The sequence below is a fragment of the Emcibacter nanhaiensis genome, assembly GCF_006385175.1.
In the GTDB taxonomy this organism is placed as follows: domain Bacteria; phylum Pseudomonadota; class Alphaproteobacteria; order Sphingomonadales; family Emcibacteraceae; genus Emcibacter; species Emcibacter nanhaiensis.
In genome coordinates this window covers 218,013-241,546 of sequence record NZ_VFIY01000005.1, presented here as the reverse complement: position 1 = coordinate 241,546, position 23,534 = coordinate 218,013, and the positions used below count along the sequence as shown (strand labels likewise).

At 58.2% G+C, this 23,534-nt stretch carries 24 protein-coding genes; 7 read left to right on the top strand and 17 right to left on the bottom strand.

What is annotated here, in order from left to right; all coding sequences use genetic code 11:
- Positions 1–5 precede the first annotated feature (5 nt).
- The 10 genes from ccmI to FIV46_RS05010 all read right to left on the bottom strand — a co-directional run bounded on the left by ccmI (position 6) and on the right by FIV46_RS05010 (position 8,421).
- A complete protein-coding gene (gene ccmI / locus FIV46_RS05055) occupies positions 6–1,136 on the bottom strand; it encodes a c-type cytochrome biogenesis protein CcmI (protein ID WP_219845893.1) in 1,131 nt (376 codons plus the stop codon).
- The gene (locus FIV46_RS05050) at positions 1,136–1,606 is read right to left on the bottom strand and encodes a cytochrome c-type biogenesis protein (protein WP_139939042.1); all 471 of its coding nucleotides are present in this window, start codon (positions 1,604–1,606) and stop codon (positions 1,136–1,138) included. The genes ccmI and FIV46_RS05050 overlap by 1 nt, the downstream gene beginning before the upstream one ends.
- Complete coding sequence (locus tag FIV46_RS05045; protein WP_139939040.1) at positions 1,603–2,145, bottom strand: DsbE family thiol:disulfide interchange protein; 543 nt, start codon at positions 2,143–2,145, stop codon at positions 1,603–1,605. Before FIV46_RS05045 ends, FIV46_RS05050 begins: the two co-directional genes overlap by 4 nt.
- A complete protein-coding gene (locus tag FIV46_RS05040; RefSeq protein WP_139939038.1) occupies positions 2,135–4,168 on the bottom strand; it encodes a heme lyase CcmF/NrfE family subunit in 2,034 nt (677 codons plus the stop codon). The genes FIV46_RS05045 and FIV46_RS05040 overlap by 11 nt, the downstream gene beginning before the upstream one ends.
- Positions 4,165–4,662: a cytochrome c maturation protein CcmE gene (ccmE, locus tag FIV46_RS05035; protein ID WP_139939036.1), complete on the bottom strand. Its 498-nt coding sequence runs from the start codon at positions 4,660–4,662 to the stop codon at positions 4,165–4,167. The genes FIV46_RS05040 and ccmE overlap by 4 nt, the downstream gene beginning before the upstream one ends.
- The gene (gene ccmD, locus FIV46_RS05030) at positions 4,659–4,844 is read right to left on the bottom strand and encodes a heme exporter protein CcmD (RefSeq protein WP_139939034.1); all 186 of its coding nucleotides are present in this window, start codon (positions 4,842–4,844) and stop codon (positions 4,659–4,661) included. Before ccmD ends, ccmE begins: the two co-directional genes overlap by 4 nt.
- A complete protein-coding gene (locus FIV46_RS05025; RefSeq protein WP_139939032.1) occupies positions 4,844–5,575 on the bottom strand; it encodes a heme ABC transporter permease in 732 nt (243 codons plus the stop codon). Before FIV46_RS05025 ends, ccmD begins: the two co-directional genes overlap by 1 nt.
- Before the next feature lie 149 nt (positions 5,576–5,724).
- Positions 5,725–6,132 carry a hypothetical protein gene (locus FIV46_RS05020; protein WP_219845891.1) on the bottom strand — a complete coding sequence of 136 codons (408 nt, stop codon included), beginning with the start codon at positions 6,130–6,132 and terminating at the stop codon, positions 5,725–5,727.
- 15 nt (positions 6,133–6,147) lie between these two features.
- On the bottom strand, positions 6,148–7,221 hold the full coding sequence (locus FIV46_RS05015) for a metallophosphoesterase family protein (protein ID WP_342780408.1): 1,074 nt from the start codon (positions 7,219–7,221) through the stop codon (positions 6,148–6,150).
- A gap of 66 nt (positions 7,222–7,287) precedes the next feature.
- Complete coding sequence (locus tag FIV46_RS05010; protein WP_139939028.1) at positions 7,288–8,421, bottom strand: cytochrome-c peroxidase; 1,134 nt, start codon at positions 8,419–8,421, stop codon at positions 7,288–7,290.
- A 183-nt stretch (positions 8,422–8,604) separates the two neighbouring features.
- Between FIV46_RS05010 and FIV46_RS05005 the strand changes: the two genes are divergently transcribed.
- Together FIV46_RS05005 and FIV46_RS05000 are read left to right on the top strand one after the other, a co-directional pair.
- Positions 8,605–9,228 carry a hypothetical protein gene (locus FIV46_RS05005; RefSeq protein ID WP_139939026.1) on the top strand — a complete coding sequence of 208 codons (624 nt, stop codon included), beginning with the start codon at positions 8,605–8,607 and terminating at the stop codon, positions 9,226–9,228.
- Between the two features lie 134 nt (positions 9,229–9,362).
- Positions 9,363–9,662 carry a PGPGW domain-containing protein gene (locus tag FIV46_RS05000; protein WP_139939024.1) on the top strand — a complete coding sequence of 100 codons (300 nt, stop codon included), beginning with the start codon at positions 9,363–9,365 and terminating at the stop codon, positions 9,660–9,662.
- Between the two features lie 12 nt (positions 9,663–9,674).
- Here FIV46_RS05000 and ccmB read toward each other — a convergent pair whose 3' ends face one another.
- From ccmB to FIV46_RS04980, 4 genes are all read right to left on the bottom strand, one after another.
- Entirely contained in the window at positions 9,675–10,343 is a 669-nt protein-coding gene (gene ccmB / locus FIV46_RS04995) for a heme exporter protein CcmB (RefSeq protein WP_139939022.1), read from the bottom strand.
- Positions 10,340–11,002 carry a heme ABC exporter ATP-binding protein CcmA gene (ccmA, locus tag FIV46_RS04990; RefSeq protein WP_139939020.1) on the bottom strand — a complete coding sequence of 221 codons (663 nt, stop codon included), beginning with the start codon at positions 11,000–11,002 and terminating at the stop codon, positions 10,340–10,342. The genes ccmB and ccmA overlap by 4 nt, the downstream gene beginning before the upstream one ends.
- Positions 11,003–11,201: 199 nt before the next feature.
- The gene (locus FIV46_RS04985; RefSeq protein ID WP_139939018.1) at positions 11,202–11,438 is read right to left on the bottom strand and encodes a hypothetical protein; all 237 of its coding nucleotides are present in this window, start codon (positions 11,436–11,438) and stop codon (positions 11,202–11,204) included.
- Between the two features lie 156 nt (positions 11,439–11,594).
- Positions 11,595–13,673, bottom strand: coding sequence for a methyl-accepting chemotaxis protein (locus tag FIV46_RS04980; protein WP_139939016.1), 2,079 nt, complete (start codon positions 13,671–13,673; stop codon positions 11,595–11,597).
- A gap of 374 nt (positions 13,674–14,047) precedes the next feature.
- Here FIV46_RS04980 and acnA point away from each other — a divergent pair, with 374 nt between their 5' ends.
- Together acnA and FIV46_RS04970 are read left to right on the top strand one after the other, a co-directional pair.
- Positions 14,048–16,738: an aconitate hydratase AcnA gene (acnA, locus tag FIV46_RS04975; RefSeq protein WP_139939014.1), complete on the top strand. Its 2,691-nt coding sequence runs from the start codon at positions 14,048–14,050 to the stop codon at positions 16,736–16,738.
- An 89-nt stretch (positions 16,739–16,827) separates the two neighbouring features.
- Positions 16,828–17,514, top strand: coding sequence for a hypothetical protein (locus FIV46_RS04970; protein ID WP_139939012.1), 687 nt, complete (start codon positions 16,828–16,830; stop codon positions 17,512–17,514).
- Between the two features lie 6 nt (positions 17,515–17,520).
- Here FIV46_RS04970 and FIV46_RS04965 read toward each other — a convergent pair whose 3' ends face one another.
- Positions 17,521–18,390, bottom strand: a complete 870-nt coding sequence (locus tag FIV46_RS04965) for a hypothetical protein (protein ID WP_139939010.1) — start codon at positions 18,388–18,390, stop codon at positions 17,521–17,523.
- A gap of 123 nt (positions 18,391–18,513) precedes the next feature.
- On the opposite strand from FIV46_RS04965, the gene FIV46_RS04960 reads away from it, so the two are divergent.
- Positions 18,514–19,212, top strand: a complete 699-nt coding sequence (locus FIV46_RS04960; protein WP_181163060.1) for a DUF1223 domain-containing protein — start codon at positions 18,514–18,516, stop codon at positions 19,210–19,212.
- A gap of 103 nt (positions 19,213–19,315) precedes the next feature.
- On the opposite strand, the gene htpG is transcribed toward FIV46_RS04960, so the two are convergent.
- Positions 19,316–21,211 (bottom strand): molecular chaperone HtpG, encoded by a 1,896-nt coding sequence (gene htpG / locus FIV46_RS04955; protein ID WP_139939006.1) that lies wholly within the window; start codon positions 21,209–21,211, stop codon positions 19,316–19,318.
- A 98-nt stretch (positions 21,212–21,309) separates the two neighbouring features.
- Positions 21,310–21,999 (bottom strand): glutathione S-transferase family protein, encoded by a 690-nt coding sequence (locus FIV46_RS04950; RefSeq protein ID WP_139939004.1) that lies wholly within the window; start codon positions 21,997–21,999, stop codon positions 21,310–21,312.
- Between the two features lie 275 nt (positions 22,000–22,274).
- On the opposite strand from FIV46_RS04950, the gene FIV46_RS04945 reads away from it, so the two are divergent.
- Positions 22,275–22,631: a DUF2794 domain-containing protein gene (locus FIV46_RS04945; RefSeq protein ID WP_139939002.1), complete on the top strand. Its 357-nt coding sequence runs from the start codon at positions 22,275–22,277 to the stop codon at positions 22,629–22,631.
- 310 nt (positions 22,632–22,941) lie between these two features.
- On the top strand, positions 22,942–23,505 hold the full coding sequence (locus FIV46_RS04940; RefSeq protein WP_139939000.1) for a porin family protein: 564 nt from the start codon (positions 22,942–22,944) through the stop codon (positions 23,503–23,505).
- Positions 23,506–23,534: the final 29 nt, after the last annotated feature.

The window sequence follows — 23,534 nt, the reverse complement described above, 5'->3', positions numbered from 1 at the left end:
GTATTCTATTTGGAATTTTCCAGCTTTTCCAGCTCTTTTTCAAGGGCCGGTTTATCACTTTCCGGTGAATATATAAGCGCTTTTTTGTAGGCGTCAATAGCCTGCTCGCGCTCTCCCAGCACCTGGTAGGCCTTTGCCAACCGCTGCCAGCCGGGGCCATTTTCGGGATTCTCCTCGAGCCGGTCCGCCAGACGCTGGACCATGCTGCGGATCATCTGCTGCTGCTCTTCGGGCGACATATCCTGCACCACCTGCATCTGTTCCTGGTCCACATTCGGAGCCACCGGCGCCGCCTGCTCCCCGTTCGCTTCCAGACCCAGTTCCTGCCGGGTCATGGCAATCACCTGGTTAATCTGCCGGGTCCAGGGCGCATCGGGCGGCGACTGGTCGACAATCGCCTGCCAGCGGGCAAGCGCCTCTTTCTTCTTGCCGGACTGATAATCCAGCAAAGCCACATAATATTGCACCCCGGGATGGTCTGGATTCTTGGCCAGCGCCTTTTCCAGCATCAACAGCGCCGCCGGGCTCATCTTGCCGTCGGACAGGACGATCAGGCTTTCCATATACATGATCATCAGTTCGAAATTGTCCGGATCCAGCTCCCAGGCCCGCTCGAAGGCGGCCGCGGACTGGGGAAAATGGCCAAGCCGGTTTTCAAACTGGCCAAGCGCCATCCAGCCGACCTTGGAGTCGGGATCTTCCTTGAGCCGGGCCTTGATCCTGTCGACGAATTCCAGCAGCTTCTGCCGGTCTTCATCCTCGCCGGCCGCCTGTTCCAGCTCCTTCGGAAAATCGGGCATGCCGGGTGTACCAGTCTCGAGATACAGGGCGGAGCAGGCCAGCACCAGGCCGGCGATCATGATCAGTTTTCCGGTCAGCGACGTGACGGGCGCGGTGCCGACCTCCTGCCGGTCGGCCGCTTTCAGCAGGCGACGCTGGATCTCCAGCCGGGCGGTCTCCGCTTCCTCTGCCGACAGGCGGCCCTGGGCGATATCCTCTTCCAGTTCCGCGAGCTGGGCCTTGTAGACCGCCACATCCGGATGCTCGTCCCGTTGACGCTTGCCGGACCGCAGCAGCGGCACCAGCACGACCGCCAGGGCCAGAAACAGCAGAACAGCCATGATCGCCCAGTACATCATTTCTCCTCCCCGTCATGCAGGAGTTTTTCCAGCCGGGCCTCTTCCTCGTGGCTGAGCGGGGCGGCCGGCTGGACCGCGGAGGAGCGCCGTCGCAGGTACAGCACGGCAAAGATTGCGCCGATCACCAGGAGAATCAGCGGCGAGAACCACAGCATCATGGTTTCGCTTTTGAGCGGCGGCTTCAACAATACCCAGTCGCCATAGCGGTCGGTCATATAATGCAGCACCTCTTCATCCGTATCGCCGGCAAGGATGCGTTCCCGCACCACCATACGCAGATCCTGGGCCAGGTCGGCATTGCTGTCGACAATGGACTGATTCTGGCACACCAGACAGCGCAGTTGTTTCATCAGTTCCTGGGCCCGGGCTTCCTGGATCGGGTCCTTGAGGCGGCCGTCATCGACGCCAAGGGCAAAGGCGGACTGGGTGAAGAAGATCAACAACACTGACAGGACTACTGCTCTCACTGGTCCTTTTCCTGTATTTGTTTCAGAACCGGAATAATCTTGTCCTCGATATCCATTTCATGGATCGGACCCAGATGTTTATGCACAATGCGGCCGTTTTTGATGAAATAGGTCTCCGGCACGCCATACACACCCCAGTCGATTCCGACCCGGCCGTTGAAATCGGCCGCCACCCGGGCATAGGGATTGCCGAGATTATTCAGGAAAGACCGGGAATTCTCCGGCTTGTCCTTATAGGCAATGCCGTAAATTTTAATCCCGTAATCCGAGGCCAGCTTTTCCAGCTGCGGGTGCTCGATCCGGCAGGGCGCGCACCAGGAGGCAAAGAAATTGACCAGGACAACTTCATCCCCCGCGGCGATCAGGTCCGCGGCGGCAAAACCGTCATCATTGCCTTCCAGGTTGGGCAGGCTGAATTCCGGTACCGGATGATCGATCAGGGCAGAGGGAATATCCCGCGGGTTGAGCGTCAGCCCTACTCCCAGCGCGACGGCCAGCAGCGCAAAGATGGCCAGTGGCAGGATCGCCTTAAGTTGCATGGGCTGTTCCCCCTTCTGATTTCCCGGTCGCGGCTGTCCTTTTGCGTCCGGCCGGCACCCCGATGCGGAAGCGGCGATCACTGAGCGACACCAGGCCGCCAATCACCATGATCATGGCCCCGCCCCACAACCAGAACTGCAGCGGCTTGTAATAAGCCCGGACCGACCAGCGGTCCTGACCGGCCGCATTCTGGCCCTGTCCCTCGCCGATGGCGACAAACAGGTCGCCGAAAAAGCGGGCGTAGATGGCCGCTTCGGTGGTGGTCATGGGCGGGCTGGCATAGGTCCGGCTTTCCGGCAGCAGCTGGGTCACTTCATCACCGTTTTTGTCCCGGACGGTGAACTCCCCGGCCAGCGAGGTATAGTTGGGGCCGGCCAGCGGCCTGACGCCGTTGAAGGTGAGTTCATAGCCGCCGATCTCGATCTTCTCCCCGGCCACCAGCACATCCAGATGTTCGCTCTGCCAGCTTGAGGTCACGGCGATACCGAGGATCATGACCGACAGGCCGAAATGGCCGAGAGTCATGCCCCAGCTGGCCCGGGTCTGGCGGCCAAGGCGCCTGACGCTGTCCATGACCGGCACCTTGAACAGTTTGATCCGTTCCCCAAGCTCGGCCAGCGTGCCGAGCATCAGCCAGATGCCGAGCCCCAGCCACAGGGCGGTCAGCAACGGCCGGTGCCCGGCGTCATGGTGGGCGATGAAATAGCCCGCCACCATCACCGCCAGCGACACAAACAGGACCAGGCGCATGCGGTGCACGACACCGAACAGATCGGCCCGCTTCCAGCGCAGAAACGGCCCGGCGGCCATGATCAGCACCAGCGGGATCATCAGCGAGCCGAGAGTGATTTCGAAATAGGGGGCGCCAACAGAGATTTTGTCGCCGGTCAGCGCATCCAGGAGCAACGGATACAAGGTGCCGAACAGCACCGTGGCCGCGCCCACGGTCAGCAGCATATTGTTCATCACCAGCGCGCCTTCGCGGCTGATCGGCGCGAACAGGCCGCCGGGCTGCAGCCGGTCATAGCGCAGGGCATAGAGCAGCAGGCTGCCGCCGATCACGATCAGCAGGAAGATCAGGATGAAGACGCCGCGCTCCGGATCGGTGGCAAAGGCATGGACCGAGGTAATCACCCCGGAGCGGGTCAGGAAGGTGCCGAGCAGACTGAAGGAAAAGGCGATGATGGCGAGCAGGATAGTCCAGCTTTTCAGCGTGTCGCGTTTTTCCACCACAATGGCGGAGTGCAGCAGCGCCGTCGCCACCAGCCAGGGCATGAAGGAGGCATTTTCCACCGGGTCCCAGAACCACCAACCACCCCAGCCGAGCTCATAATAGGCCCACCAGCTGCCGAGCGTGATGCCGATGGTGAGGAAACACCAGGCAATCAGGGTCCAGGGCCGGACCCAACGGGCCCAGGCCGGATCGACCCGGCCTTCCAGCAGGGCCGCCACGGCAAAGGAGAAAGCCACACTGAGGCCCACATAGCCGAGGTACAGGAACGGCGGATGGAAGGCCAGTCCCGGGTCCTGCAGCAGCGGGTTGAGGCCGTTGCCCTCTAGCGGCACTGGAAACACCCGCTCAAACGGATTGGAGGTCAACAGCAGGAACAGGTAAAAGCCCACCGAAATCAGTCCCTGCACCGCCAGCACCCGCACATGCAGACTCTTGGGCAGATTGCGGCCGAACAAGGCCACCAGCCCCCCAAACAGGGCCAGGATCAGGGCCCAGAACAGGATCGAACCCTCGTGGTTGCCCCACACCCCGGCAACCTTGTACAGCATGGGCTTCAGGGTATGGCTGTTGATGGCCACATTTTTTACGGAAAAATCCGACGTGATGTAGGCGTGCATCAGGGCGAGAAACGCCAGCAGCACCAGCAGGAACTGGCCGTAGGCCGCCGGGGCGGCCACCGCCATCAGCCGGTCATCGCGCCGGGAGGCGCCAATCAGCGGAAAGACGCCCTGCACCACCGCAAGGGCAAAGGCCAGCACCAGGGCGAAATGACCGGTCTCGACAATCATTGAGGCGCCCCTTCATGCTGCCACAGCCCGCGTTCCTTCAGGCTTTCGGCCACTTCCTTGGGCATGTAGTTTTCGTCATGCTTGGCCAGCACTTCATTGGCGACAAAGATGCCGTTTTCGTCCAGGTGACCCTCGGCCACCACGCCCTGTCCTTCCCGGAACAGGTCCGGCACCTGGCCATGATAGATCACCTGCATGGTTTCATTGCCGTCGGTGACGCGGAACTTATAGAGTAACTTATCGCCGCCCCGCTCCAGGCTGCCTTTTTCCACCAGGCCGCCGAGCCGGAAAGTCTCGCCGGCCGGGATCTGCCGTTCCACCACCTCGGTGGGATCGTAAAACATACGGATACTGTCGCCCAGCGCGGTCAGGACCAGCGCCACCGCCAAGCCGAGCACCGCCAGGCTGCTGAGCACCAGATACATGCGGCGGCGCTTGCGGGAAGCCGCCCGGCTGCGCGGGCTCTGAACTGTTCCGGTTTGCTGTGTTGTCATCCCTCTTGTCCGTTACCTTGATCCGCCTGAGGTGTTTTTTCGCCGCCGCCCATCAGCTCTTCCAGCTGGCGCAACTGTCTGATATCCCGCTGGCGGCCGAGCCAGCTCTGCAGGGCCAGCAGGATCATTACCGCCGCCACAATGCCGAAGCTTGACCAGACAAAGGCTGCATAGGGTCCCATCAGTCACCACTCCTTGCCGTCAGCTGCTGGCGCAGGGTCCGGATCCGGCGCCCCAGGATCAGACGCTGCAGGCGCCAGATCAGCACCACCACGAAATAGGCGTTAAAGGCTGCAATCATGATCAGCAGCGGCCACAGCATCGACGGGGCGATGCTCGGGCCGTCCATGCGGATCAGGCTGGCCGGCTGGTGCAGGGTCGCCCACCATTCCACGGAAAATTTGATGATCGGGATATTGACCACCCCGACAATGGCGACAATGGCGGCAATGCGGGCGGCCCGCACCTGGTCGTCAATGGCCTGCCATACCGACATGTAGCCGAGGTAGAGAAAAAACAGAATCAGTACCGACGTCATCCGCGCATCATACCAGTCCCAGTAGGTGCCCCACATGGGTTCGCCCCACAGGCTGCCGGTGATCAGGGCCAGCAGGGTGAAGGCCGCGCCGATCGGCGCCGTCGCCCGGGCGGTATAGTCCGCCAGCGGATGTTTCCAGATGATGCCGACAATGCTGGCCACCGCCATCAGCACATAGCCGAACATGGACATATAGGCCGACGGCACATGGACGTACATGATTCGGAAAGTCGCCCCCATCTGGTAGTCTTCAGGAGCGACAAAAAGGGACATATAGGTGCCAATGGTGAGGAGGACGACAGCAAGCGCGATCGCCCAGGGCTGGATCAGTTTACTCAACCGCATGAAGCGGGCGGGATTTGCGAACTTATGCATGATCTGAGGTCTATCGCCAACTTATGTTTTAATCAAGTTATTTGGGCATATTCCCCGATAAATTCACAAACGCCCCCGCCGGTATCCGGACAGCCTCCCCTGATATCTTCCACTATTAAGTAAAAGGCTGTCCGGAACTTGGAATAGATTTAGTGCTTGCCCGGATCGAGGGCAACGCCGCGGCGCTCATAGCGGGCATAGGCCTGCATGGCGATCAGAGTTTCATCATCCAGCGCCAGGGCCTTGCCTTCCAGCGGGTTGATGATGCACCAGTTGATCATTTCGCCAAACACAACCACCCGGCCGATCTGCTGCTGGTATTTGGGATAGGTTTCCGGGTGGGTGTCGGCGGCATTGGGGTGACACTGGGCGCAGGCCACGCCGTTGGTGCCGAGATTACCATCCACCCAGGCGGCACGGCCTTTTTCCACTGCGGCCATGAATTCCCTGGTCCAGGTTTCCACATCCTGTTTGTTAAACTCATCCGCCTGGGCAACGGGTGACAGAATCATCATCCCCCCCAGGACAAGAGCAAAATTCCTAAGCGTCTTTTTCATGTTTGTCTCCCATCCTCAATAACGTTTCTGCGGCAAAGTCAGACCTGCTTCCTGATAAGTCGTGTCCACAGGATGACCCTTGTCCGGATCGTAGGCAACGGTCCGGGATTTATTCTGGGGCAGGCTGTAGTTCACAGAGGCCCTGCCGCTGTTGATGTCAATATACTGCCAGCCGGTGGCATCCCGTTCAAAGAACGGATTGGCCCGGTTCATGGGAATGGTCAGCTGCGGCAGGTGGCTTTCCGCCTGCACGTATGACTGCGGATAAGGCCAGGGCCAGGCCGTCGCCATCACCGCATGGAAACTGATATTGTCGATCTGGTTATACTGGATCTGATGGACGTGACCATACAGCACTGTCGCCTTGTCGAATTTCTTCAGCAGTTTCTGGATGTCCTCGGCTTCCTCGGTCCAGAAGTTCCAGTTTTTGAAGATTTTCTGGATCGGCGAGTGGGAGCAGACCACCACCGGTGTATCCTTGCTCACCTTCTTCAGATCGTTTTTCAGCCATTTCAGCTGTTTCTTGCCGATCATGAAGGGAGAGCCGCGCGGATCGTCCAGGCCGGCCATCACGCCCATGCGCTCGGTGCCGTCCTTCCAGGTATTATGGGTCCAGTCGTCATCCACAATGATGCTGTTCAGCACCACGAAATGCACGCCCTTGTGGTCGAAGCTGTAATACTGGGGACCGTTATGTTCGGACCAGTATTCGCCAAGATCCAGATAATAGTCGTGCTCACCCATGACATAGTGAACATCGAAGTTATTCAGCCCGGCCATCATTTCAAAGCCGTGATCAAGCTCGGACTTTTTACCCAGCTGCGCCAGGTCGCCGCCGTAGATGACGAAGTCCGGACGCGGGTTCATCAGATTACATTCGGCCACTGCGCGGATCAGACCGCGATCCCAGTTGCGGACGAATTTGTTGCCGCGGATATGCTGGATATGGCTGTCGGAGATATAGGCGAAGGTAAAGTCTTCACGTTCGCCGCCAAACGCCAGTTTCACGCTGGTGATCGGCAGGCAGGCGCCGGCCACAAGGGCCACGCCGTTGCGCAACACCGTCCGCCGGGTGGTATTTTCAGCCACAGGAGTATCTTCAAGAAGCTGTGCCGTGGTCAGATTCACATCGTCAATATGTTTCATTGAAGCCTCCTATTTGGTCAGTTCGGCGAGTTTATTGAGGGATTCCCGGGGGCTGGTCAGCGCCTTGAGGAATTCCACAAGATCGGCTTTCTGCTGATCGGTCAGGTTCAGCGGGCGAATGCCGCCACTCTGGAAATCATTGATCGGGTCGTCCGGGTTTACCCGGCCGCCGTTGTTATAGAAGTCAACGACCTCTTCCAGGGTTTTCAGGCTGCCGTCATGCATATAGGGCGCGGTCAGCGCAACGTTGCGCAGGGTCGGCGTCTTGAAGGCGCCGATGTCGGCCGCATGGGTGCTGACCACGAAACGGCCAAGCTCGGAGGCCTCGGCATCGGTCAGGACCGTAACATCGAGATCCATGCCGCCTGCCTTGTCACGCTTGAACGCCTCGGTCACCGAATCGATGCTGCCGGAAATCTTGTCGAAATTCACGTTGAGGTTATGAAATTTGCTGTCCGAGAACAGGGCATAGGTTTCGCTGGTGGTGTGACAGGACACGCAGCGGCCCTCGAACCGGAATACCCGCATGCCGCGGATGGCAGATTCCGACATGGCCGTCTTGTCCCCGCCGTACATATAACGGTCGAAGGGGCTGTCTCCGGCCAGGATCGTGCGCTCGAAGGAAGCGATGGCCTTGGCCACATGGTCGATAGTAATCTTTTTCGGGGAAATGCCGAAGGCGGCCTTGAACATCTTCTGATATTCCTTGTCGCCCTGGACAAGTTTAACCACCGGGTCATGGTTTGGTTGTCCCATTTCCACCGGATTGACAATCGGCCCCTTGGACTGATGTTCCAGGTCCGGTTCGCGGCCGTCCCAGAATTGCGTCTTCATATAAGCCGCATTGATCACGGTCGGCGCATTGCGGGTCCCGGTCAGCTTGTTGATTCCCTCGGAGACCCGAAGAGGACTGTCGGTGAAGGCCTTGCCGCCGTCATGGCAGGTGGCGCAATTTACCTCGCCGGTGGTACTGAATCTCTTGTCGTTGAAAAGCTTTTTGCCGAGCGCCACCTTTTCCGCGGTCATCGGGTTATCTGCCGGCACCGGCACCGGCGGCAATCCAAGCGGCGTTTCCGCCAACGCTGACAATGGCGCAAACAGCACGGTACAGAAGGCGCCGGCTGCAAGAATGGTCCTTTTCATCATCCGTCTCCCATATTTGTCAGTGAAGACCAACCTGTCTCCCCTGTAGTCTTCCACAATCCACACTATAATTAGACAAGTTATAGGAAAAACTATAACCTATTGAAATTATAAGTAAATATATGAATGATGGGAACATCCCCAGTTCAGGGAATAAAACCGCGATTAAGCTATTGTTATACAATGAAAAACAAATACTGCATTCGTTCCCGCATTTCCGAGGATAAATTCAGGCAACTCCTGAAAAGCTACATCGGCGACAGAACAGCCCAGCAGACGGCTGACGAGACCAATATGAATATCAACAGTATCGACCGCTACTTCAGATTATTCCGGGAACGAGTGGTCCTGCTGACCGGCACAAATGTCTCGCAAAATGACCTGCTACAGGATAGCTATCCCCAAAAAGCAGACCATATCCTGATCGGAGTCCTGGAGAAACGGGAACAGGCCTGTGCGGAAATCATCACCGCCGACCTCCATGAGCCGTTAGCCGAACTGTTGTCGCAAAAGCCCGGCATCAAGGATGTCGTCCGTCATCGGCACTGGCCCGGGTATGACGAACTGATAGACGTCAGCCATGACCGGCGCATCCGGCTTCGCGCCACCGGCATTGCCGGTTTCTGGGATTTTGCCCATCTGCGCCTGGCCAAATTCCGGGGCATGCACAAATCCACTTTCCTGCTGCACCTGAAGGAATGTGAGTGGCGCTATAACAATCGTGACCAGGACCTTTATGCCACACTGCTGGCCGAGTTCCGCAACTATCCCCTGGGCCGCCGACGGCCCCTTCGGCCGGCCCCTTGAGTCTGTTTGTCGCATGTCACCAATCTTTCATCGAATGGCCATAGTTCCGCCGCGAATCCATGGTTAAAATAAATCCTGCTACAGACCCGTCGTCTGTCACCAAATGTTAAGTTGTTTCTGGCTGAATAGTGACCATGTCCTGGAAGACCGTAAAAAGACCCGTAAAACTGATTATCGGCTGGATCCTGTTCATTGCCGGAGTCATCATTGCGCCAATGCCGATCCCCATCGGCCAGATCACAGCCCTGGTCGGCTTAAGCCTGCTGGTGTCCGAAAGTGAAAAAGTCAGGGTCTGGGTCCAGAAGCTGCGCCGACGCATCCCGGGGCTGTGCCGCCAGCTGACCAAAGCCAAACCGCACCTGCCCGGTTTTCTGAAAATACTGATTGAACGGACCGATCCTGTTCACCTGAACAAGAACTCGAAACATGTCTAGGGCCGGGATCGCCTAGTCAAGGCCGGACCTGATCGCCGCCGCGGCCGCCCAGGGTGCCAGCACGGCGCTGCCCAGGGTGAAGCCGGCCAGAATCATCAGCGGCAGGCGAATATCCTGGCCGTCGAGGGCGCCATTGACCGCCAGCACGCTGAAAATCAGGCTCGGGATATAAAGCGGCAGCACCAACAGGGACAGCAGGACCCCGCCGCGGCGCAGGTTCACGGTCAGCGCCGCCCCGACCGCCCCCACAAAACTGAGCGTCGGTGAGGCCAGCACCATCACCACCATCATCGGCAGATAACCGTTCGCCGGCAGATGCATCATAATTCCCAGTACCGGCGACAGGATAATCAGCGGCAGCGCCGTGGTCAGCCAGTGGGCCAGCGACTTGGCCAGCACCACCAGTTCCAGCGGCAGGGGCAGCAGGACAAACTGGTCCAGCGAGCCGTCTTCAAAGTCGGCCTGGAAAATCCGGTCCAGCGACAGCAGCGAGGACAACAGCACGGCGACCCAGATCACAGCCACGGAAATGCGCGACAGCATGTCCGGGTCCGGCCCCACCGCGAAGGGGAACAGCGACACGACAATGGCGAAAAAGAACACCACCATCAGGCCGGTGCTGCCTTGGCGCCAGGACAGTTTCACATCCCGGCCGATGATCTGGAAAAACAACGCGCTCATGACCAGACCTCCGACAGGGACCAGTCGTCCGCCACCGCACCTTTTCCGGAAAATTGACCAAGATCGAGAACGATACTGCGATCGCGGGCCAGTCCCAGGTCGATATGGGTCGCGGTGACAATCAGCCCGCCCCGGTCCAGATGCGACGTCATGACCGCGGACAGCCGCTGAACGCTGTCCTGATCCAGTCCCACGGTCGGTTCATCAAGCAGCCAGATCGCCCCCCGGTGGCAGACCATCCGGGCCAGCGCCGTCCGGCGGCCCTGACCCGAGGACAGGTAGCGGGCCGGCTGATCCCCAAGATGATCGATTCCCAGAGCGGCCATGGCCCCGTCGATGCCGTCCTCCACCCCGTGCAGGCGGGCCCAGAAGGCGATATTTTCGCGCACGGTCAGTTCCGGCTTCAGGGCGTTTTTGTGGGCCAGATAACAGATATTTTCGGCGATCCAGTCGCCATCACCGGTAAACGCCTCGCCTTCCCAGGCAAGGAATCCGGCCCGGACCGGCAACAGGCCGGCAATGGCCTTGATCAGGGTCGATTTCCCGGATCCGTTGGGACCACGAAGCACCAGCGCCTTTCCCCGTGGCAGGGAAAACCCAAGGTCGGTAAAAACGGTAAAATCGCCCCTCACACAGCACAGGCCGTTTGCCTCGAGAATGGTCCGGTCCTCCTCACATTCACATAACGTCCTGAGAGCTATAGCATTTTGACATCAAAGACAGAAGAAAAATTGGGGTATGCCTGATAAAAGTGCCTGCTCCTGTACCCGGACAGGACAGGAAGCAGGCACCCCGGGGCGGGCATTTTAGAGGACAGGTTGGAGTGTGCCCGCCACTCGATAAAACTGTTGGTGAGGCCTATCTCAGAACGCGCTGGTACAGATCCCCGGCCCAGAGGATAAATGCGGTCGACAGCGAAAACAGGGCGGTCCCGACCAGAATATTCGTGATAGACGGTCCGTCGGCCGAGAGCGGGCCGGTCGCGAAAAGATCGGCGGCAAAAATCGCAAATGTGACGATCGTGGCGACGGGCAAAAACAGACGCGACCAGGAAATCTTCTTTTTTGAAGGGCGGGCAACGATTCTTGTTTTCATTTTTCTCTCCAGTTTTCTCTCCGACACATCTCTATGTTTGCAACGTTAGACCGGCAATGGGGTTTCAATGAGACCACATTGGGAAAAAAATCGGGCAGAATATGGCCATCTGGTCACATTCTGCCCGACAATGGAGAGGATATTCAGATTTGGCGACTAGGACGCCGACTTGATATCTCTCAGAAACTGCTCGAACTTCTGGTTCAGTTTTTCAGATTCGGCATTGAGCCTGTTGGCATTGGACAGCACATCATTGGCAACCCGTGACGTGTTCTGGGCGTCATGGCTGACCGATACGACATTTTCCAGGATGCCGCCCATGCCACCGGACACTTCTTTCACGCTGCGCACGATTTCCCGGGTGGCTTCCTCCTGGTCATGGACGGAAGACGCAATATCCTCCGATGTACCGGATATGCTCCTGATGGTGTCCCCGATCAGGCGCATGGTCCGGACGGCCTCCATGGTGGCGTCCCGCATGCCGCTGACCTGGGCGGCAATCTCGCTGGTTGCTTCTGCGGTCTGGCCGGCCAGGTTCTTCACTTCCGAGGCCACCACGGCAAAGCCGCGCCCGGCATCCCCGGCCCGGGCCGCCTCGATGGTGGCATTGAGCGCCAGCAGGTTGGTCTGTTCGGCGATATCATTGATCAGGCTGACGACGGCGCCGATTTTCTGACTGGCGTCTTCCAGGTGCTGGATGTGGATATTTGCCTGTTCGATTTCCTCGACCGCACCGCTTGTCCCCTGGGCTGATTCCCGGACCCGGCCGGAAATCTGGTCGACGGTGGCCTCCAGGTCACCGGCGGACACAGACACGGCGCTCATATTCTGGTTCGACTGCTCCGAGGCGGCGGCCAGGGCTTCCGTACGGGCACTAGTGGAATCAGCGAGCGAGAACATTTCGCGGGCGGACCCTTCCATCTCAACCGAGGCACTGCGGACCTGGCGCAGCACATCACGCATGGTCGCCTCAAACTCGAGGCAGACCTGTTCAAGACGGGCCTGTTTTTCGGCGCTCCGTCGTTTGTCCTCCTCTTCCCGTTCCATTTTTTCCATGGCCAGCTGGCGCTCCTGCTCGGCTGCCCGTTTCTCCGCCGCCAGGCGCTGCTCCTTCTCCCGGGCCTGCTCAAGCCGGGCCTGCTCCATTTGTCCCAGGTTTTCCCGGAACCGTTCGATGGCCGAGACCATCTTGCCGATTTCATTGTTCTGGGCAGGAAGATCGATCTGCACATCATCCTCGCCGTCCGACAACGCCCGCATGGCTTCGGTAATCTTGCGGATCGGGCGGGTCAGGCTGCGGGTCAGGGGCAGGGACAGCAACAGGTAGGCAACCAGGGCGATCACCGCCACCAGCGCCATGGTCACGACAAACCGGCTTTTTGCCTCGTCATAGGTCCGCTCTGCATTTTCCCGGCCGGTCCGCGCAAGATCCATCACGGATTTAAAATCGGGCACCATTGAGCTATAAATCTCATCGAGGCGGGTCGATGCTTCCTTCACCTCTTCATTATGCTGGACAAAATCGGCGAAGCTTTTTTCATAGGCGGCGATGTATCCCAGCAACAGGTCCTTCCGTTCCCTGGAAATATTAGTCTGCGGGATACCTTTCTTGACCGTGCGAAGATGGATCTTGTACCAGCGCTGGCTGGCCTTGTCCCCCAGGCGGATATAATCCTGTTCGGCTTTGCGCGTTTTGAGCAGGGCAACCTGGATTTCCGGCAGGTTGGTTTCATCCAGGGCTTCCTCGGCCTTTTGTCCCGACTGTTTCAGTTTGCCGCGCAGGCCGTCTTCCTCGGTATAGCCGAGCTGCCTGAGGCCTGACGCCAGGCTGGAAAACCGGTCCTGATATGTTTTTGATTTATCCTGCAGGGACTTGAGGGCCGATTTGACCTCCCCGTTCTCCGCCTGTTGCGCATAGTCGTCCAGGATAGATGTCAGTCGCCGGCTTGTTTTTCCGTGCTGGGCCAGCAGATCGTCCTCAGGGTGCAGCAAAAAGCTTTTTTCATCCTGGCGGATTTCCCGGCCAAGACTGAAGAGTTCGGAGCCCAGTCGACCCTGGCGTTCATAATCCTGGTAACTATGGAACTCGCTGTTGATTTTGCCGTAATTCCAGACAAACCCGATCGTCAGCATGACCATCGACAGGATCGTCAGCCCGGCCAGAAGAAAGATCCGGCGGGAAATGGTAAATTTACTCAATAAATTATCGGTAAGCGAAAAAAGCCAGTTAAACATCCTTTACCCCTGAAGCTTTTTGCTGCATAGCAATATATTAGAAATACTAGAAATAACAATTACTTATAAAAGAAATTCCATTCATTAGACGCAAAAGTTTTTGCACTGAAATACTTAATAGTTCGTCAATTTAGAGGTGAAGCTTTTGTGACAAAATCCTTAAAATCCCCAGGCCCTTTGCCCTCATGCCGGAATCTCCTCCACTGATCAGCGCTGAAGTAGTTAAGAACGGCTCTCAAAAGCATATTTTCCCTTGAGAAATCCACGGTTTTGGTGCAGAAAACGGCTGTATTCCCCGCAAGCACTACCGGTGCCCGTCCACCCGGGCCCAGAACGCTTGCCACAACGGCCTTACTAAACAAAGGAGAACAATCGTGGCATCTGTTGGTCAAGACAGCCTGAACACCCGCCGCACGCTCAATGTCGGCGGCAAGGAATATGATTATTTTTCACTTTCCGCAGCTTCCGAAAAAATCGGTGACGTATCCCGTCTTCCCTATACGCTGAAAGTGCTGCTGGAAAACCTGCTGCGCTACGAAGACGGCGTGACGGTCTCCACAGAAGACGTTCAGGCCCTGGCTGACTGGCAGAAAAACCGCGGCAAGGACAGCCGCGAAATCCAGTATCGCCCGGCCCGCGTGCTGATGCAGGATTTCACCGGCGTACCCGCCGTTGTCGACCTGGCCGCGATGCGCAACGCCATGGTTGACCTGGGCGGCGACCCGCAGAAAATTAACCCGCTCAGCCCGGTGGACCTGGTCATCGACCACTCCGTGATGGTTGACAAGGCCGGCACGCCGACCGCGTTTAAGGAAAATGTGGACCTGGAAATGGAACGCAATGCCGAGCGTTACCAGTTTCTGAAATGGGGCCAGAAAAGCTTCGATAACTTCTCCGCCGTGCCGCCGGGCACCGGCATCTGTCACCAGGTGAACCTGGAATATATCGCCAAGACCGTCTGGACCGCCGACGTGGCCGGCCGCACCGTGGCCTACCCCGACACCTGTGTCGGCACCGACTCCCATACCACTATGGTCAACGGCCTCGCCGTTCTCGGCTGGGGCGTGGGCGGCATCGAAGCCGAGGCCGCCATGCTCGGCCAGCCGGTCTCCATGCTGATCCCGGAAGTGGTCGGCTTCAAGCTGACCGGTGAAATGCAGGAAGGCATCACCGCCACCGACCTGGTGCTGCGCGTTGTGGAAATGCTGCGTGAACTGGGCGTGGTCGGCAAATTCGTTGAATTCTACGGCGACGGCCTCGATCACCTGACCCTGGCCGACCAGGCCACCATCGCCAACATGGCCCCGGAATATGGGGCCACCTGCGGCTTCTTCCCGGTGTCCGCCCAGACCCTTGATTACCTGCGCTTTACCGGCCGTGACGACGACACTGTCGCCTTGGTCGAATCCTATGCCAAGGAACAGGGCATGTGGCGTGACGCCAACTCCCCGGAGCCGGTTTACACCACCACCCTGGAACTGGACATCTCCACCGTCGTGCCGAACCTGGCCGGCCCGAAACGCCCGCAGGACCGCGTTGCCCTCGACACTGCCGCCTCTGCATTTGACGGCGTGCTCGACGGCTTCGGCAAGCTTGCTGAAAAAGGCAAAACCTTCGAGGTGGAAGGTGACGAAAACGGCATCCGCCACGGCGACGTGGTGATTGCCGCCATCACCTCCTGTACCAACACCTCCAACCCGGGCGTGCTGATGGCTGCCGGCCTGGTGGCCAAGAAAGCCCACGAACTGGGCCTCACCAAAAAGCCGTGGGTGAAAGCTTCGCTGGCGCCGGGATCCCAGGTGGTGACCGACTATCTGGAAAAAGCCGGCCTGCAGTCTCATCTCGACGCGCTGGGCTTCAACCTGGTGGGCTACGGTTGTACAACCTGTATCGGCAACTCCGGTCCGCTGGCCGCGCCGATTTCCAAGTCCATCAACGAAAACGACCTGGTCTGCACCTCTGTGCTGTCCGGTAACCGTAACTTTGAAGGCCGCGTGTCCCAGGATGTGAAAGCCAACTATCTGGCGTCACCGCCGCTGGTCGTGGCCTATGCCATCGCCGGTTCCATGACCATCGACATCACCAAGGATGCGATCGGCCAGGACAAGGACGGCAATGACGTGTTCCTGAAAGACATCTGGCCGAGCAATGCCGAAGTGCATGAAGCTATCGCCCACTCCCTGAGCCGCGAAATGTTCATCGAACGCTACAGCGACGTTTTCGCCGGCACGCCGGAATGGCAGGCCATCAAGGTGGCCGAGGGCGAAACCTACGCCTGGGACGACAAGTCCACTTACGTGCAGCACCCGCCTTACTTCCAGGGCATGTCCAAAACCGCCGAGGGCGGCTTTGCCGACATCAGGAGCGCCCGCCTGCTGGCCCTGCTCGGTGACAGCATCACCACCGACCATATCTCCCCGGCTGGCGCCATCAAAGCCGACAGCCCGGCCGGTAAATACCTGCAGGAGCACGGCGTGGAGCGCAAGGACTTCAACTCTTACGGTTCCCGTCGCGGTAACCATGAAGTGATGATGCGCGGTACCTTCGCCAACATCCGCCTGCGCAACCTGATGGCGCCGGGCACCGAAGGCGGCTGGACCACCCATTATCCGTCCGGCGACGTGACCAGCATCTATGATGCCTCCATGCAGTATCAGGCCGACGGTGTGCCGCTGGTCGTGGTCGGCGGCAAGGAATATGGTACCGGCTCCAGCCGTGACTGGGCCGCCAAAGGCACCAACCTGCTGGGCGTCAAAGCCGTGATCGTGGAAAGCTTCGAGCGTATCCACCGCTCCAACCTGGTCGGCATGGGCGTTCTGCCGCTGCAGTTCAAGGACGGCGAAACCCGCGAAACCCTGGGCCTGACCGGCAAGGAAACTTTCGACATCACCGGCATCGGCAACGGCATCACCCCGCGCCAGGACGTTGACGTGAAAATCACCTATGAAGACGGCAGCACCAAGGACATCAAGGTGCTGTGCCGGATCGACACCGCCAACGAAGTTGAATATTACGCCAACGGCGGCATCCTGCATTACGTACTGCGCAACCTGGCCAACTCCTAAGCCGGGTTACACCACCGAAACTCGAAAGGCCGGGTTCGTCCCGGCCTTTTTTGTTTATGGCACGTTACACTTGTGCTATCCGGGGCAGTATGAACACAACGCCGATACAATATCCGTTCGAGGCCCTGGAGAACTGCAGCAGAAATGCAGGCAGCACGGCTTTCGGCGATAATTTCTCCAGCCTGCTGGAGGAAGGCCTGGGGGTAGAGCAATGCCTGCTGTTTGCCCTGCCGCAGGACCGGCTTGATGATCCGGCAGCGCTCAAATGCCTGCTGTCACTCAATTTCAGCCGGGAGCAGGGACCCCCGGCCCTGGCCAGCGCCTATCTTGCGGGCACCCTGCAGCAGGACAAGAACCTGGCCCTGCTGGAAACGGCCCCGGCCGACCACTGGCAGGTGCTGCCGTTCCGGGAACTGAGTGACGGTCGGTATGACCGGGTCTCCCTGATCCGGCGCGACGGGCGGACGATCTATTATTTCATCCTCTATTGCCGCAACGAAAACGATCAGGCGGGGATTGGCAGTTCCGGCCTGCCGGCCATGGTCGGCTCCATGCTGCTGAGCCATATCCGCCATGCGGATCCGGGGCTGGTGATCGATCCGGTCTCCTTCCTGCCGGGGCCGAACCGGGAATTTTGCGAGACGGTAATCAAACGGGCGGTCCGGGAAAAGAGCGATGATTTCACGCCGGAGGATGACGCGCTGTGGCAGGACAGCTGCCGCAAGCTGGGAATCAGGTCGGTTGGGGAATTACTGCAACTGTGCCGCCAGACATAGTGGGCTCTAGTGCGCCTCGCGGGCAACATTTTCCGTGCGCGGCTTGCCGGCATCTGCGCGATGGGGGGCATCGCCTTCGCGCACGCCGATCAGTACCCGGAAGGCTTCCGCATTGGCCGCCACCACGATGGCCAGCATAAAGAAGGTCATCAGGGACGCGGGAACATTGACCACCAGCACCGCCCACAGATAATGCATTTCCACATTGGCGACAATTTCCTTCAGCATCCAGGACAGGACCCAGGCATAGAGGCTGATGGGCAGGAAAGCCCGGAAGGTCATCATCCACAGGGCAAAGGTGAAACCGCTGGTTTTCTGCCAGATGTGCCTGAGTCTCATGTTGCGCCGTCCCAGCGCCGTTGCTGCTGACAGCAGCGAAAAGCGCACCAGAAGCGGCGACACCAGGACCATCACCACAACGGTGCATTTGAACACCAGTTCATGCAGTTCCTTCTTGGTCATCGGCTCGCCGGCGCCGTTAAACAGCAGCAGCGCGATAATGGACAGGACAATGGTGGGCACGACAAGGGCGGCTGCGATGACCACAATCCGCAGGACACTTCGCCCCAGCCGCAGCAGGGAAAAATTTCCGCCCTGGAAGCCCTGGGCCACCAGGCGGGTGTAGCTGGCATGCTGGGCGCCGAGCAGGAACTGCCGATACCAGACCAGAGCAAAGGAGGCGGTAAACAGACTGACCACATAGGTGGTGTCAAACTTGATGCCGTATTCATGGATCAGGATCTTTTCCAGGCCCTTGAAAAAAATCCACAGGATAAACGGTCCGGTTACCAGCCGGAAAAAATGCGGCAGATGGTTGAGGAAAAAATTGTAACTCTCGGCTATGGATGAGCCTACTTGGAATGCCCGCTTCGACAATGACCGCCCCTGACTAGAACTATTTTACGCAAATTCACCATAGTGTGATTAGTACTTGATAAGCAAAAAATGTATCTTACAGGCATGAAAAAGCAATTACCAATAGTTAGAATTTTATCTGTCTTGTGCCTTGTCAGCCTGGTCGCCCTGCCGGTCCGGGCCGCAAAGCTTTCCGTGGTCGAACTTTTTACCTCACAGGGCTGCAGCTCCTGCCCGCCGGCGGATGACCTGCTCCGCGAACTGAGCGAGAAGGAAAATATCCTGGCGCTGAGCTTTTCGGTGGACTACTGGAACTATCTGGGCTGGAAGGATATTTTTGCCAAACCCGAATTTACCCAGCGCCAGAAAGACTATAGCCGGACCCTCAGTCACGGCGGGGTCTACACCCCGCAAATGATCATCAACGGCCGCAGCGCTGTGGTCGGATCACGCCGCGACCTCGTCGCCAAATATCTGGCCGCGCAACGGGAAATCCCCGTCGCCGGCCCCGACATTTCCCTTGCTTTCCAGGAGGGCATGATCAACCTGACCATCGGCAACGGGTCGGTAAACGAACCGGCGACCATCTGGCTGGTGGCCTATGACGACAAACGGTCCGTCAAAATCAAAAGCGGCGAACTGGCCGGCCAGACCCGGGACTACAGCAATGTGGTGCGCAGCCTGAAACAGATCGGCAGCTGGATCGGGCGGGAAGTGATGCTGTCCCTGGATCCGGCCAAGGTCGCGGCGGAAAAATGTGACAATTATGCGGTGCTGGTGCAGGACAAGGATACCGGCGCCATCCTGTCGGCGGCGCGGGTCAGACTGGGATCTCCGTCCTGACGCCAATTCAGAATATTACCCCCCCTCAAACTGAAAGGGCTCTGCACCTCACCGGCAGAGCCCTCTTTTTTTGCATATACAATGCAATAGCGTGATTGGTGATTTACTTGAGGCCAAGCTTCATAATACCCGCCAGGCGCTGGGCGAAGGCGACCGGGTCTTTCGGCGCTTCCCCCTCCATGATCAGGGCCTGGTCCAGCAACAGCAGGGAAGCATCCTTCAGCTTGTCGACCGAGCCATCGCCGGTGGCGATGGCGGCCATGGTCTTGATCAGGTCATGGTCCGGGTTGATTTCCAGCACCCGGGCGGACATGGCGTCGAGCTTGTTGTGGGCCTGGAGGATCTTCTGCAGGTGCATGTCCATATCACCTTCATCGGCCACCAGGCACACCGCGCTGTCGGTCAGCCGTTTCGAGGGCCGGATGTCCTTGACCACCTCGCCCAGGTTGGCCTTCAGCGCCCCGATCAGGGCATCCATTTCCGGGGTTTCCGGCTTTGCCTCGGCCTCATCACCTTCCTTGTTTTTGTCTTCCAGATCGGCGCTGCCGCGGGTCACCGACTGCAGCTTTTTACCGTCGAACTCGGGCACCATCTGCAGCCAGAAATCATCCACCGGGTCGGACAGCAGCAACACTTCGATGCCTTTGGATTTGAAGCCCTCGAGCTGCGGCGAACGCCGCACCCGCTGCGGACTGTCGCCGGTGATGTAATAGATGGTTTCCTGACCCTCTTTCATGCGCGAGACATAATCGGCCAGGCTGGTCAGCCCCTCCGCGCCGGTGCTCTCGAAACGGGCCAGTTTCAGCAGCTGGTCGCGGCGCTCGAAATCCTCATAGATGCCTTCCTTGAGAACCGGGCCGAAATTCTGCCAGAACTCGGCATAGGCCTCCGGCTCCTTGGTCGCTTTTTTCTCCAGCTCGGAAAGGATCTTATTGGTTACCGCCTTGCGGATCTTGTTCATGACCGGGTTGTTCTGCAGCATCTCGCGGCTGATGTTAAGCGGCAGGTCCTCGCTGTCGACAATGCCGCGCATGAAGCGCAGGTAGCCGGGCACCAGGTCCTCGCAGTCGTCGGTGATAAACACCCGTTTGACATAGAGCTTGGTGCGGGGCCGGCGGGCCGGGTCAAACAGGTCCATGGGCTGCTGGGTCGGCACAAACATCAGCACGGTATATTCAATCATGCCTTCGGCCCGGTAATGCAAAGTCAGCCAGGGCTCATCAAAGGCATGGGCCACGTGATGGTAGAATTCCTTATACTGGTCTTCGCTGATTTCCGACTTGGGGCGGACCCACAGTGCCGTGCCTTCGTTGACTTTCTCGGAAGTTTCACCTTCCTCACCTTCCGTCACCAGGTTGATGGGGATGGCGATATGGTCGGAATAGGTCTTGATGATCGTCTGCAACCGGTGCGGCTCGAGGAACTCGCCCGCATCTTCCTTGAGATGCAGGACAATATCGGTGCCGCGGCCGGCCTTTGCCGCCTCGGCAATTTCATATTCGCCGAGCCCGTCGGAAACCCAGGACCAGGCCTGCTCTTCACCGGCGCGGCGGCTTGTCACCGTCACCTTGTCAGCGACCATGAAAACGGAATAAAAGCCGACCCCGAACTGGCCGATCAGGTTCATGTCCTGTTTCTTGTCGCCGGACAGCTGCTCCATGAAGGCGGAGGTGCCGGAGCGGGCAATGGTGCCAAGGTGAGACATCAGATCGTCCCGGTTCATGCCGATGCCGTTGTCGGAGACGCTCAGGGTGCGCGCCACCTTGTCAGCCCGGACGGTAATGGCAAAGTCGGAATCCTCTTCCAGCAGGGCCTTGTTGGTCTGGGCTTCGTAGCGCACCTTGTCACAGGCGTCGGAGGCATTGGAAATCAGTTCCCGGAGAAAAATTTCCCGGTCCGAATAGACCGAATGAACCATCATATGCAGAAGCCGGGAGACTTCCGCCTGGAAACCGTGTTTTTCGGTCTTGGGCGCCTCTTGGTCGGTTTTGCTGGTCATTTGTATTTTCCCTCACTTAGATCGTCTTTACGTGGTTCAGATATGGAAAAGCGGCCGGTGATTTCAACCCCCGGCGCGCCACAAATGCCAACGTTTCCTTAGCTTCGTTGCTGCAGCTGGCCGCCAAGGCCGTCAAACATGCTGTCCATCCGGCTGCGCCAGTCATGGAGGCGGCTGTCTTCCTCCAGAAACTGCGCCCGGGACGTGCCTTTCGCCCACTGGAAAATCCCGTACAGGATATAGTCGCAATAGGCCGGCGTCTCGCCGCCGAAATAGTCATATTCCCGGAGGGTCATTTCATAGGGCCAGAGGTTGGCCCGGAACAGATCGAGGTTTTCCTCGCGGTGCTCCTCCATCTCTTCCAGCGCCTTGCCGAGGCGTTTCTCGCGGCTTTCGCGGAAATAGGCCTGGTCCTCTTCCTCCAGCATTTCGAAGATTTCCCCGACGATGGCCTTGAACAGGGGCATGACCAGATGATTGAAACTGGAATTGTTGAAATGCCGCGCCTGGACCCGGCCGACATCGCCGCCGAACAGGCTCGGCCGCTCGGGATAGGCCTCCTCCAGATAACAGGCGATATGCCAGCTGTCGGTCACCACCTTGTCGTCATCGACCAGCACGGGGACCGTCCTGGATTCGGCAAAAGCCAGCCGGTCGGCAATTTCCGTAAAGCGGAGCGGCACCAGCTCCGGCTCAAAGCCCTTGTGCGCCAGCGCCATGCGCGTCCGCCAGACATAGGGGCTGAAGCCCTGCGAAGGGTCGCGGCCGACCAGTTCGAAAAGTTTCATAATCTTCTCCCGTGACGATTAGCCGGACAAAAACAATAACAGGTTGGGAGAAAAAAAGAAGCCAGTTATCGGACCGAAACAGGGTGTAAGGGGTAGTAAGATGTCGTTCAATCCGGATAACTGGCCGAGGGGATTTAGCAGTTTCCAAGAGTAAGCACCGATTGGGGCGCGAGTGAGATGGAATCTGGGCAATTTTGGGGCAATTTCTGCGCGAATAGTTCACTGCATGCAGGTGAGGCTTGCAATCGGGGCGAAAAATCCCCATCCTTTAGGGTATGAGCGAGCAAATCCCGAGCGTCATTCCGTTCCAGGGCGCCCGTCCAGGGCAGGCCCCGTCACAGATCTTTTTCACCATGCAGGAAATGCAGGCGATCCTCAATGTCTATGGCCGTATGGTGGCCGCAGGGCAATGGAAGGATTACGCCATGAGTCCCGGCCGGGAAATCGCCAGCTTTGCCTTTTATCGCAATGCCAGCGAACGGCCCATCTACCAGATTGTCAAAAATCCCGCCCTGCGCAAGAAACAGGGGGCCTTCTCGATCCTGTCCGCCCAGGGCAAGGTGTTGAAACGGGGACATGACCTCAACAATCTGCTGAAATTCTTCGACCGCAAGCTGATCAAGCTGGTCTAGCTGTCACCCGACAACCGCCTTCTCAAAACCGCTGCTTCCCATATGCATACGGTTTCCAGAATATAATTCGGTGAAATCACATATTCTTGCGATGAAGTGATATTCATCGCACATAATTCCGCCATAATTCAGATCTAACTGCACATTCTCTCTGCTTTTTGGTATGCCGCCTATCCATTTGTTTTTAAGGTAGAATATGAACAATACATTCATTTTCCATTCAGAAAAGCGGGGCTATATAATTAGTTTCAGCCATGCTGGATAAATACAGAATAATATTCGTTATAAACGCTATTTCAGAGGAAATCTTATGAAAAAAACACTCATCTCCTTCGCCGCCGCTGCTGTGCTGGCCGGTACCGTTTCCGCCCAGGCAGAAGACTCTGTTTTTGCCGGCCCCTATGCCGGACTGGAAATCGGCTACAATGATTTCAACTATGATGCCGGCCCCGTCGACGCCAGCTCCGATGGTTTCACCTACGGCGGCTTTGCCGGTTATCGCTATCAGCTGGACAGCAGCATCCTGCTCGGCGCAGAAGCCCGGATCGGCGAGTCCACCGCATCAGTGGATGGCGGTTCATCCGTGACCATCGATTTTGGCCGCCAGCTCGGCATTGACGCCACCGTCGGCACCACCTTCGGTGAACAGGACGATATCCTTGCCTTCGCCTTTGTTGGTTATGAAAATCTTCGTGCAACCGCCCACTATGCCGGCGAAAAAGCTTCATCCGACCTGGACGGCATTCGTTTTGGTGTCGGCGGAGAATATGCCTTTGCTGACAACCTGAGCCTCCGCGCGACCTTTGCCTACACCGACTATGAAAATGATGTGCGCAACATCCAGCTCCTGACCGGCCTGGTCTATAACTTCTGAGAGTTGCAGCCTTAAACGAAAAAGCCCTC